This window comes from Pseudomonas sp. R62, assembly GCF_000257605.1.
GTDB classification, from domain to species: domain Bacteria; phylum Pseudomonadota; class Gammaproteobacteria; order Pseudomonadales; family Pseudomonadaceae; genus Aquipseudomonas; species Aquipseudomonas atacamensis.
This window is the reverse complement of the sequence record NZ_JH635998.1, coordinates 332,250-342,217: the sequence shown is the minus strand read 5'-3', so window position 1 is coordinate 342,217 and position 9,968 is coordinate 332,250. Positions and strand designations below refer to the sequence as shown.

10 protein-coding genes are annotated in these 9,968 nt (G+C 61.2%); all 10 read left to right on the top strand.

Annotation, left to right across the window (positions count from 1 at the left end; translation table 11 throughout):
• Positions 1 to 1,202 (top strand): flagellar biosynthesis protein FlhF (gene flhF, locus OQK_RS03045; protein ID WP_038860478.1); only part of this gene is annotated, 1,202 nt, incomplete at its 5' end.
• A 116-nt stretch (positions 1,203 to 1,318) separates the two neighbouring features.
• Positions 1,319 to 2,149, top strand: a complete 831-nt coding sequence (gene fleN, locus OQK_RS03040; protein ID WP_016771060.1) for a flagellar synthesis regulator FleN — start codon at positions 1,319 to 1,321, stop codon at positions 2,147 to 2,149.
• Positions 2,146 to 2,886, top strand: coding sequence for an RNA polymerase sigma factor FliA (fliA, locus tag OQK_RS03035; RefSeq protein WP_016771059.1), 741 nt, complete (start codon positions 2,146 to 2,148; stop codon positions 2,884 to 2,886). The genes fleN and fliA overlap by 4 nt, the downstream gene beginning before the upstream one ends.
• 167 nt (positions 2,887 to 3,053) lie before the next feature.
• Positions 3,054 to 3,425 (top strand): chemotaxis response regulator CheY, encoded by a 372-nt coding sequence (locus OQK_RS03030; RefSeq protein WP_024012118.1) that lies wholly within the window; start codon positions 3,054 to 3,056, stop codon positions 3,423 to 3,425.
• An 18-nt stretch (positions 3,426 to 3,443) separates the two neighbouring features.
• Positions 3,444 to 4,232 (top strand): protein phosphatase CheZ, encoded by a 789-nt coding sequence (locus OQK_RS03025; protein ID WP_016771058.1) that lies wholly within the window; start codon positions 3,444 to 3,446, stop codon positions 4,230 to 4,232.
• Between the two features lie 53 nt (positions 4,233 to 4,285).
• Positions 4,286 to 6,571, top strand: coding sequence for a chemotaxis protein CheA (locus OQK_RS03020; protein WP_016771057.1), 2,286 nt, complete (start codon positions 4,286 to 4,288; stop codon positions 6,569 to 6,571).
• Positions 6,572 to 6,620: 49 nt separating this feature from the next.
• Entirely contained in the window at positions 6,621 to 7,772 is a 1,152-nt protein-coding gene (locus OQK_RS03015; protein WP_016771056.1) for a protein-glutamate methylesterase/protein-glutamine glutaminase, read from the top strand.
• Positions 7,772 to 8,512, top strand: a complete 741-nt coding sequence (locus OQK_RS03010; RefSeq protein ID WP_016771055.1) for a flagellar motor protein — start codon at positions 7,772 to 7,774, stop codon at positions 8,510 to 8,512. The genes OQK_RS03015 and OQK_RS03010 overlap by 1 nt, the downstream gene beginning before the upstream one ends.
• Positions 8,513 to 8,524: 12 nt before the next feature.
• Positions 8,525 to 9,415: a flagellar motor protein MotD gene (gene motD / locus OQK_RS03005; RefSeq protein ID WP_016771054.1), complete on the top strand. Its 891-nt coding sequence runs from the start codon at positions 8,525 to 8,527 to the stop codon at positions 9,413 to 9,415.
• A 43-nt stretch (positions 9,416 to 9,458) separates the two neighbouring features.
• A partial coding sequence (locus tag OQK_RS03000; protein ID WP_016771053.1) for a ParA family protein occupies positions 9,459 to 9,968 on the top strand: 510 nt, incomplete at its 3' end.

Sequence of the window (9,968 nt, the reverse complement as noted above, 5' to 3'; positions counted from 1 at the left end):
AACTGTCGGCGCTGGCGCCACGGGTTCCGAACATGGAACTCGAAGACGAGCTGCGCAAGACCCAGTCGCGCATCGTCACCGCCCAGGCCGAGCTGAGCCTGCGTGGCGAAGCCGACGGCAACACCAATCAGCAGTTGTTCGCCGGGCTGCCGTTGACCGCAGGCCTGCCGCTGACTGCTGCCGAACCACTGAGCGAGCCGACCTACGCCGCCCCGACGCGCCCGGCCGCAGCGCCTGCGCAGGCCTCGGCGGGTGTCGATCCGCGTGCGCTGGATTCGATGCGTTTTGAATTGAACAGCCTGCGCGAGCTGATGGAAGTTCAGCTCGGCACCCTGGCCTGGAATCAGCTGCAAGGCAGCCGTCCGGCCCAGGCCAATCTGTATCGCCGTCTGCAGCGCATCGGCCTGTCCGGCCCGCTGTCGCGCGATCTGCTGGCGATGATCACCGATATCGAAGAACCCCGTCAGGCTTGGCGCATGCTGCTGGCCCACCTGGCGCGGATGATTGCCGTACCGGAAGTCGAGCCGCTGGAAGAGGGCGGTGTGATTGCCATGGTCGGCCCCGCCGGCATGGGCAAGACCACCACGCTAGCCAAGCTCGCCGCGCGTTACGTGCTCAAGTACGGCGCGCAGAACGTTGCACTGGTGAGCATGGACAGCTTCCGCATCGGCGCGCAGGAACAACTGAAAACCCTCGGACGCATTCTCAACGTGCCGGTGACGCACGTCGATCCGGGTCAGTCGCTGGTGCAGGCATTGGATCCACTGCTACGCAAACGCGTGGTTTTGATCGATACTGCCGGCCTGCAAGCCAGTGATCCGGCGTTGCGCATGCAGCTTGAGAGCCTGGCCGGGCGTGGCATTCGCTCAAAAAATTATCTGGTCCTGGCAACCACCAGCCAGAAACAGGTTCTAACCGCCGCTTATCACAGTTACAAGCGTTGCGGGCTGGCCGGCTGCATCCTGACTAAACTGGATGAAACGGCCAGTCTCGGCGAAGTGTTGAGCCTGGCGATCAGTCATGAATTGCCGGTCGCGTACCTGACCGATGGCCCACGGATTCCGGATGATTTGCATCTGCCGCGTCGTCATCAACTGGTCAGCCGCGCCGTCAGCGTGCAAATGCAGGAAGAACCCAGCGAAGAAGCCATGGCTGACATGTTCGCTGATATCTATCACAGCCCGACCAAGCAGGTTGGCTGAGGTAATCATGAACAGTTTTTGTACCTACATCGATGGTCTGCCACGCATTGTTCCGATCAGGAACGCGCAGCCAGTAATGTGGCCTCCGTCTATGCAAGACAAGGTAAAGAAATAACATGGGCAGCATGCATCCCGTACAGGTGATCGCGGTGACCGGCGGCAAAGGTGGCGTCGGCAAGACTAACGTGTCAGTGAACTTGTCGCTGGCGCTGGCAGAGCTTGGCCGTCGGGTCATGCTGCTGGACGCCGACCTGGGCCTGGCGAACGTCGACGTTCTGCTGGGGCTGACACCCAAGCGCACACTGGCCGACGTTATCGAAGGCCGTTGCGAACTGCGCGACGTGCTGTTGCAGGGCCCGGGCGGGATTCGCATCGTGCCGGCTGCCTCCGGCACGCAGAGCATGGTGCACCTGAGCCCGGCGCAACACGCCGGCCTGATCCAGGCGTTCAGCGACATCGGCGACAATCTCGACGTGCTAGTGATCGACACCGCTGCGGGTATTGGTGACTCGGTAGTCAGTTTCGTTCGTGCCGCCCAGGAAGTGTTGCTGGTGGTCTGCGACGAGCCGACTTCGATCACCGACGCTTACGCGCTGATCAAGTTGCTCAACCGCGATTACGGCATGAACCGCTTCCGCGTGCTGGCCAACATGGCGCAGAGCCCGCAGGAAGGGCGCAACCTGTTCGCCAAGTTGACCAAGGTCACGGATCGCTTCCTTGACGTCGCCCTACAATACGTCGGCGCGGTGCCGTACGACGAAAGCGTGCGCAAAGCGGTGCAGAAGCAGCGCGCCGTCTACGAAGCCTTTCCCCGTTCCAAGTGCGCGCTGGCCTTCAAGGCCATCGCCCAGAAGGTCGACACCTGGCCGCTGCCGGCCAACCCGCGCGGGCATCTGGAATTTTTCGTCGAGCGTCTCGTGCAGCAAACCGCAGGGCCTGTGATATGACCGCCAGTGGCATGAATCTTTACAAAAAGTCGGCGCGTGACGCGCAATACGAATTGATCGAGCGTTACGCGCCACTGGTCAAGCGCATTGCCTATCACTTGCTGGCGCGCCTGCCGGCCAGCGTGCAGGTCGAAGACCTGATCCAGGCCGGGATGATCGGTTTGCTCGAAGTCTCGACCAAATACGACGCCAGCAAAGGCGCCAGTTTCGAAACGTACGCGGGCATTCGAATCCGCGGCGCGATGCTCGATGAAGTGCGCAAAGGGGATTGGGCGCCACGCTCGGTTCACCGTAATACCAGGATGGTCAGCGACGCGATTCGCTCGATTGAAGCTAAAACCGGCCGTGACGCTAAAGATCACGAGGTTGCGGCCGAACTCCAATTGAGTCTCGACGATTACTACGGGATTCTGAATGACACCTTGGGCAGTCGCCTGTTCAGTTTCGACGACCTCTTGCAGGACGGCGAACACGAAGGGCTGCACGAGGATGGCGCGAGTGCTCATATGGAGCCGTCACGCGATCTGGAAGATGAACGCTTCCAGGCGGCGCTGGCGGACGCGATTGCCAATTTGCCGGAGCGTGAGCGACTGGTGTTGGCGCTGTACTATGACGAAGAGCTGAACCTCAAGGAAATCGGTGAAGTCCTTGGCGTCAGTGAATCGCGGGTCAGCCAGTTACACAGCCAGTGCGCGGCCCGTCTGCGGGGGCGTTTGGGGGAGTGGCGAGCGCGCTGAAGGCAGTGTGGGGACACTGCGAAACGAGGCTGGTGCGGTGATGAACGGCGCCGGTCTCGATCCGTTGTGCTCCAGACAAACTTCGAGTGCTATGCCGATTGATTGAAGTGGCGCGTCCAGGTGCTGGGCGCGTTTAAGACTGCTTGGAGGTCGAATTGAACAAAGACATGAAAATCCTCATCGTTGATGACTTCTCAACGATGCGGCGGATCATCAAGAACCTGCTGCGCGATCTTGGGTTCACCAACACCGTCGAGGCCGACGATGGCACCACTGCCATTCCGGTGCTCAACAGCGGCAGCATCGACTTTCTGGTAACGGACTGGAACATGCCGGGCATGACCGGTATCGACCTGCTGCGTCACGTGCGCGCCGATGAAAAACTCAAGCACCTCCCGGTGTTGATGGTGACTGCTGAAGCCAAGCGCGAGCAGATCATCGAGGCCGCCCAGGCCGGTGTGAACGGTTACGTGGTCAAACCTTTCACGGCTCAAGCGTTGAAAGACAAAATCGAGAAGATTTTCGAACGCATCGGCTGATGAATGCGCGGGGGAGCTATGGAGCATAACGAATCATCACAGGGCGATTTCGAATCGACCCTGAAAAAACACGCGGTCGAACTGGTCGAGAGCCTTGAAAAAGGCAAGTTCGGCGACGCGGTGCAACTGATCCATGAGCTCAATCAGACCCGTGACCGCGGCCTGTATCAGGAAGTGGGCAAGCTCACACGTGAACTGCACAGTGCGATCGTCAATTTCCAGATCGATCCGCACATGCCGCAGGCCGAGGAAGTGTCGCAAATCACCGACGCCACCGAACGCCTGGGCTATGTGGTCAAGCTGACGGAAGCCGCGGCCAACCGCACCATGGATCTGGTGGAAAGCGCCACGCCGGTGGTCAACAGTCTCGCTGATGAAGCGCAGACGTTGAGCGCCGATTGGGGCCGCTTCATGCGTCGCGAGGTCGGGGCTGAAGAGTTCCGCGAACTGGCGCGCCGGGTCGACGGTTTTCTGTCACGCAGCAGCACGGACAACCGTGCGGTGTCGAGCAACCTCAACGACATCCTGCTGGCTCAGGATTACCAGGACCTCACAGGTCAAGTGATCAAGCGTGTGACCCAACTGGTCACCGAAGTCGAAAGCAATCTGCTCAAACTCGTGCTCATGGCCAGTCAGGTCGACCGCTTTGCGGGCATCGAACATGACCGCGCCGCAATGCTTGCTGAAAAAGATCCACAAAAACATCTCTCGCAGGGTGAAGGTCCGCAGATTCATGCCGATAAACGAGAAGACGTTGTGTCCGGTCAGGACGATGTGGACGATTTGTTATCCAGCCTTGGATTCTAGAGTTTCGGAATTCGGGTTTTTTGGGTTTTTAGACCTGTAGGAGCACCCCATTAATGAGCTTCGGCGCCGATGAAGAGATCCTTCAGGATTTCCTGGTTGAGGCCGGCGAGATTCTTGAGCAACTGTCCGAACAACTGGTCGAGCTGGAAAGCCGTCCGGATGATGCAGATCTGCTCAATGCAATTTTTCGCGGTTTCCACACTGTAAAAGGGGGCGCCGGCTTCCTTCAGCTCAATGAGCTGGTGGAGTGCTGTCACATCGCCGAAAACGTGTTCGACATCCTGCGCAAGGGTGAGCGTCGCGTTGATGCAGAACTGATGGACGTGGTGCTCGAAGCACTGGACGCGGTGAACAGCATGTTCAGCGAAGTCCGTGAACGTGCACCGATCACCGCTGCGACGCCGGAGCTGCTGGCCGCGCTGGCGCGTCTGGCCGAACCGCAATCGGCGGATGAAGCCCCGGCTTCGCCGGTTGCCGAGATGATCGAAGAACTGGTCGTTGAAAGCGACTCCTCGGACGACATCACCGATAACGAATTCGAACAACTGCTGGACTCGCTGAATGCCGTCAAGGCCCAGGCCGAGGCCCCGGCCGCTGCCGTGGCGCCCGCGCAGGTTGCCGACACGGCGGCCAGCGATGAAATCACCGACGCCGAATTTGAATCGCTGCTCGATCAACTGCATGGCAAAGGCCAGTTTGCTGTGGATGCGGTCGCTCCGGCGGCACCAGCAGCGCCGGCTGCTCCGGCCGCGCCTGCTGCGGGCGACAGCTCGGACATCACCGACGACGAATTCGAAGCCTTGCTCGATCAGTTGCACGGTAAGGGCAACTTCGCCGTTGACGCGCTGGAATCGGCCATCGCTTCGGCGCCGGCAGCACCTGCTGCACCGGCAGCCGCTGCGGCCGGCAGTGACCTGATCAGCGATCACGAATTCGAATCGCTGCTCGACGAATTGCACGGCAAAGGCAAGTTTGACGCCAGCGCTGCGACTGCCGGCTCTGCGTCGAGCGTCGCCACGCCAACGGCGAAAGCTCCGGCTGCCGCTGCTGTGCCGAAACCTGCCGCCAAGCCTGAACCGAAAGCCGAGACGCCGAAACCGGCCGCCGCTGCTGCACCGGCTGCGGCCCGTGCGCCAGCCGCTGCACCGGCAGAAAAACCGGCCAGCGAAGCAGAAACCACCGTGCGCGTCGATACCGCGCGGCTCGACGAGATCATGAACATGGTCGGCGAGCTGGTGCTGGTGCGTAACCGTCTGGTGCGCCTGGGCCTCAACAGCGGCGACGAAGCCATGTCCAAGGCCGTGTCGAACCTCGACGTGGTCACCGCTGACCTGCAGACCGCCGTAATGAAGACGCGGATGCAGCCGATCAAGAAGGTCTTCGGGCGCTTCCCGCGTCTGGTTCGCGACCTCGCACGGCAGCTCAAGAAAGAGATCAACCTGGAACTGGTGGGTGAAGAAACCGACCTCGACAAAAACCTTGTCGAGGCTCTTGCCGACCCGCTGGTCCACTTGGTGCGCAACGCCGTCGACCACGGCATCGAGTCGCCGGAAGAACGCGAAGCATCGGGCAAGGCCCGTGGCGGTCGCGTGGTGCTGGCGGCCGAGCAGGAAGGCGACCATATCCTGCTGTCGATCTCCGACGATGGCAAAGGCATGGACCCGAACGTCCTGCGTTCGATCGCGGTGAAACGCGGTGTGATGGACAAGGACGCGGCCGATCGCCTGAGCGATACCGAGTGCTACAACCTGATCTTCGCCCCGGGTTTCTCGACCAAGACCGAGATCTCCGACGTGTCCGGCCGTGGTGTCGGCATGGACGTGGTGAAGACCAAGATTTCCCAGCTCAACGGTTCGATCAACATCTACTCGACCAAGGGCCAGGGCTCGAAGATCGTCATCAAGGTGCCGCTGACCCTGGCGATCATGCCGACGCTGATGGTCATGCTCGGCAATCAGGCCTTTGCGTTCCCGCTGGTCAACGTCAACGAAATCTTCCACCTCGACCTGTCGACCACCAACGTCGTCGACGGTCAGGAAGTGGTGATCGTGCGCGACAAGGCGCTGCCATTGTTCTACCTCAAGCGCTGGCTGGTCAGCTCCGCCGCTCACGAAGAGCAGCGCGAAGGCCATGTGGTGATTCTTTCGGTGGGCACACAGCGGATCGGCTTCGTCGTCGATCAACTGGTCGGCCAGGAAGAAGTGGTCATCAAGCCATTGGGCAAAATGCTCCAGGGAACTCCGGGCATGTCCGGCGCCACCATCACCGGTGACGGCCGCATTGCGCTGATTCTCGATGTTCCAAGCATGCTCAAGCGTTACGCCACAAAGCGTATTTGAATCCGGGGCGGCGGCGCGTTGACGCGCCGCTGCACCTAATGGAGTGTTTATGGCAGTCAAAGTCCTGGTGGTGGACGATTCGGGTTTTTTCCGCCGCCGCGTCTCGGAAATTCTTTCGGCGGATCCGAGCATCCAGGTGGTCGGCACGGCCACCAACGGTAAAGAGGCGATCGATCAGGCCATGGCCCTCAAGCCTGACGTGATCACCATGGACTACGAGATGCCGATGATGGACGGCATCACGGCAGTGCGGCACATCATGCAGCGCTGCCCGACCCCGGTGTTGATGTTCTCCTCGCTCACGCATGAAGGTGCACGGGTAACCCTCGATGCGCTGGACGCCGGCGCGGTGGATTTCCTGCCGAAGAATTTCGAAGACATTTCGCGCAATCCCGATAAGGTCAAGCAACTGCTGTGCGAGAAAGTCCACAGCATCTCGCGCAGCAATCGTCGTTTCAGTGCCTACAGCGCGCCGGCTCCCGCCGCTGCGCCAGCGCCAGCGCCTGCTCCGGCAGCGTCGAGCTACGGCAGCCTCACGAGCCACAGCAGCCCTGTCCCGGCACGTCCGGCACCAGCGCCTGCGCCCGCGCCTGCCCGTGCATCCGCTGCCAGCGCTTCGTCGCCGGCACCGAAACGCAAAGCCTACAAACTGGTTGCCATCGGCACTTCGACGGGCGGCCCGGTCGCGCTGCAACGTGTGTTGACGCAATTGCCGGCGAATTTTCCGGCGCCGATCGTGCTGATCCAGCACATGCCGGCCGCGTTCACCAAAGCGTTTGCCGAGCGTCTCGACAAGCTCTGCCGTATCAGCGTCAAGGAAGCCGAGGATGGCGACATCCTGCGTCCGGGCCTGGCGCTGCTGGCGCCGGGTGGCAAGCAGATGATGATCGACGGCCGTGGCGCGGTGAAGATTCTGCCGGGTGACGAACGTCTGAATTACAAGCCGTGCGTGGACATCACTTTCGGTTCTGCAGCCAAGTCCTACGGCGACAAGGTTCTGGCAGTGGTGCTGACCGGCATGGGCGCCGACGGCCGCGAAGGCGCGCGTCTGCTCAAGCAGGGCGGCAGTTCGGTGTGGGCGCAGGACGAAGCAAGCTGCGTGATCTACGGCATGCCGATGGCCATCGTCAAAGCCGACCTGGCTGACGCCGTGTATGGTCTGGACGACATCGGCAAGCACATCGTCGAGGCGTGTATCTGATGGATGTTCTCAGCCTTATCGGCCTCATCATGGCGTTCGTCGCCATCATCGGCGGCAACTACCTTGAAGGCGGCCACCTCGGCGCGCTGGCCAACGGCCCGGCAGCGCTGATCGTGCTGGGCGGCACGGTCGGTGCTGCGCTGCTGCAATCGCCGATGAGCGCGTTCAAGCGCGCTATGCAGATTCTCGGCTGGATCTTCTTTCCGCCGCGTGTCGACCTGGCCGGCGGCATCGACCGCGTGGTCAATTGGAGCCTGACGGCGCGCAAGGAAGGCTTGCTCGGCCTCGAAGGCGTGGCCGACGCCGAACCTGACAGCTACTCGCGCAAGGGTCTGCAACTGCTGGTCGACGGCGCCGAGCCGGAGGCGATTCGCAGCATTCTCGAAGTGGATTTCTACACTCAGGAATCCCGCGATATCGAAGCGGCCAAAGTGTTCGAAAGCATGGGCGGCTACGCGCCGACCATCGGCATCATCGGTGCGGTGATGGGCCTGATTCACGTGATGGGCAACCTCGCTGATCCGTCGCAGCTGGGTAACGGCATTGCCGTGGCGTTCGTCGCGACCATCTATGGCGTGGCCAGTGCCAACCTGATCCTCTTGCCGGTCGCGGCCAAGCTCAAGTCCATCGCGTTGCGGCAGTCGCGTTATCGCGAAATGTTGCTGGAAGGAATTCTGTCGATCGCCGAAGGTGAAAACCCTCGTTCCATTGAGTTGAAGCTGCAAGGCTTCATGGACTAAGGGAATAACCTCATGGCTCGTCGTCGCCACCAGGAAGAACACGTCAATCACGAGCGCTGGCTCGTGTCCTACGCGGATTTCATCACTTTGCTGTTCGCGTTTTTCGTGGTGATGTACTCGATCTCGTCGATCAACGAAGGCAAGTACAAAGTCATTTCCGAAGCGCTGATCGGCGTGTTTACCGACTCCGATCGCTCGCTCAAACCGATTCCGATCGGCGACGAACGACCGAAAACCGTGACCCCGGCCAAGCCGCTGGTCAAGGATGCCGAGCAGGTCGACGCCGGTATTTCCGGGGCCAGCGACCCGCTGAAAAGCATCGCCGATGACATCAGCGCCGCCTTCGGTGATCTGATCAGCTCCAACCAGATGACCGTGCGCGGCAACGAGTTGTGGGTCGAGATCGAGCTCAATTCCAGCCTGTTGTTTGGCAGCGGCGACGCCATGCCGAGCGACATCGCGTTCAACATCATCGACAAGGTCGCGGCGATCCTCAAACCGTTCGACAACCCGATCCACGTCGAAGGCTTCACCGACGATCAGCCGATCCGCACCGCGCAGTACCCGACCAACTGGGAACTGTCCTCGGCGCGCTCGGCGAGCATCGTGCGCATGCTCGCCATGCAGGGCGTGAACCCTGGGCGACTGGCGTCGGTGGGCTACGGCGAATTCCAGCCAGTGGCCAACAACGCCACGGTCGAAGGCCGGGCGAAGAACCGTCGAGTGGTGCTGGTGGTGTCGCGCAATCTCGATGTGCGCCGCAGCCTGACGGGCACCGGAACCGCCAATGCGCAACCGGATGCGGCGTTGAAGCGCGCTGGCACACAAACTGCACCGACCCCGGTCAAGACGCCGGGACGCGAGAGTGCCGTCAATTCTCCGTCGCCCGCATTAACACGCTGAAGCATGTCTCGGTCAATCAACCTGGCCGGGAGGAACGAACTGAATGAGAGTCTGGGCAGTCGCCAATCAAAAGGGTGGTGTCGGTAAAACCACATCCTCCATCGCTTTAGCCGGATTGCTGGCCGAGGCGGGCAAGCGCGTGGTTGTGGTCGATCTCGACCCGCACGGCTCGATGACCAGCTATTTCGGCTACGACCCCGACAGCCTGGAACACAGCAACTACGACCTGTTTCTGCACAAGGGCAGCGTGCCGCAAGGCCTGCCGGGGCAGTTGCTGTTGTCGACCAGCGACGAACGCATTTCCCTGCTGCCATCGAGCACCGCACTGGCCACCCTTGAGCGCCAGTCGCCGGGGCAGAGTGGCCTGGGTCTGGTGATCGCCAAGAGTCTGGCGCAACTGTGGCAGGACTTCGATTACGCGATCATCGACAGCCCGCCGTTGCTCGGTGTGCTGATGGTCAACGCTCTCGCGGCGAGCCAGCAATTGGTGATCCCGGTGCAGACCGAGCACCTCGCCGTGAAAGGTCTGGAGCGCATGGTCAACGCCCTGGCG

What these genes read in the sequence shown, in the direction of transcription:
- fleN (WP_016771060.1), top strand. Translation starts at nt 1,319, where the DNA reads ATGGGCAGCATGCATCCCGTACAGGTGATCGCGGTGACCGGCGGCAAA.
- fliA (WP_016771059.1), top strand. Translation starts at nt 2,146, where the DNA reads ATGACCGCCAGTGGCATGAATCTTTACAAAAAGTCGGCGCGTGACGCG.
- OQK_RS03030 (WP_024012118.1), top strand. Translation starts at nt 3,054, where the DNA reads ATGAAAATCCTCATCGTTGATGACTTCTCAACGATGCGGCGGATCATC.
- OQK_RS03025 (WP_016771058.1), top strand. Translation starts at nt 3,444, where the DNA reads ATGGAGCATAACGAATCATCACAGGGCGATTTCGAATCGACCCTGAAA.
- OQK_RS03020 (WP_016771057.1), top strand. Translation starts at nt 4,286, where the DNA reads ATGAGCTTCGGCGCCGATGAAGAGATCCTTCAGGATTTCCTGGTTGAG.
- OQK_RS03015 (WP_016771056.1), top strand. Translation starts at nt 6,621, where the DNA reads ATGGCAGTCAAAGTCCTGGTGGTGGACGATTCGGGTTTTTTCCGCCGC.
- OQK_RS03010 (WP_016771055.1), top strand. Translation starts at nt 7,772, where the DNA reads ATGGATGTTCTCAGCCTTATCGGCCTCATCATGGCGTTCGTCGCCATC.
- motD (WP_016771054.1), top strand. Translation starts at nt 8,525, where the DNA reads ATGGCTCGTCGTCGCCACCAGGAAGAACACGTCAATCACGAGCGCTGG.